This window comes from Runella sp. R5_40 (assembly GCF_057652295.1).
The window spans coordinates 1-1,026 of the sequence record NZ_JBYFCH010000068.1 but is presented as its reverse complement, the minus strand read 5'-3'; the positions used below and the strand labels follow the sequence as shown (position 1 = coordinate 1,026).

1 protein-coding gene is annotated in these 1,026 nt (G+C 57.4%); it reads right to left on the bottom strand.

From position 1 onward, the window contains the following. Window positions 1-76: 76 nt before the first annotated feature. Window positions 77-892, bottom strand: a complete 816-nt coding sequence (gene sul2 / locus AC23N5_RS31415) for a sulfonamide-resistant dihydropteroate synthase Sul2 (protein ID WP_001043260.1) — start codon at window positions 890-892, stop codon at window positions 77-79. Between the last annotated feature and the right edge of the window lie 134 nt (window positions 893-1,026).

The following is a 1,026-nucleotide window of genomic DNA, read 5'->3' as shown; positions in this document are numbered from 1 at the left end:
AACGTTCTGCTTTCCCTCGGCTCCCCGGCCACGTGTACCCTTGCCTCGCTCGATTTCCTTACTGGCCACCGAAAAGTTAACGAATTCTTGCGGTTTCTTTCAGCGCCGCCAATACCGCCAGCCCGTCGCGCAAGGGGCGCGGCTCGTGTGTGCGGATGAAGTCAGCTCCACCTGCGGCGGCGGCAAGCTCTGCAGCGAGTGTCGCGGCCCCGACATCCCCCGGACCACGGCCTGTGAGCGCGCGCAGAAAGGATTTGCGCGAAACAGACAGAAGCACCGGCAAATCGAAGCGCAGCCGCAATTCATCGAACCGCGCCAGCACCGAGAGCGAGGTTTCGGGAGCAGCCCCCAGAAAAAACCCCATGCCGGGATCAAGGACAAGGCGGTTGCGTTTGATACCGGCACCCGTCAGCGCCGCGATGCGCGCGTCAAAGAACGCCGCAATGTGATCCATGATGTCGCCAGCGGGTGCCTCGCGCCGATCTGCCTGCCCGTCTTGCACCGAATGCATAACGACGAGTTTGGCAGATGATTTCGCCAATTGCGGATAGAACGCAGCGTCTGGAAAACCGCGAATATCATTGAGATAGGCCACACCACGCGACAAGGCATAGGCTTGCGTCGCGGGTTGATAACTGTCGAGCGAGACGGGAATGCCATCTGCCTTGAGCGCGTCCAGCACCGGCGCGATACGCGCGATTTCTGTGTCGGACGAAACAGGCGCGGCGTCGGGATTGCTGGATGCCGGACCGAGGTCGATCACATCTGCCCCCTCGGCCATCAGCTTACGCGCCTGCGCAATGGCTGCGTCTGGCGCCAGATACCGGCCTCCATCGGAGAAACTGTCCGAGGTTATGTTGACGATGCCGAAAATGATGAGCGATTTATTCATGGGGGCTTCTATAATAATACCTAAAATCCGCAGGTAGTTAATTAGGATGTTTAAAGATTCTGATTATCCGTTTATGCACCTGTTATATTCGCAATTACTAGTCTGTCAAAGAGTTTGTCTCCAAAATACCGTCT

Bases quoted from the DNA above. Each gene is read 5' to 3' on its own strand.
- sul2 (WP_001043260.1), bottom strand. From the start codon at position 892: ATGAATAAATCGCTCATCATTTTCGGCATCGTCAACATAACCTCGGAC.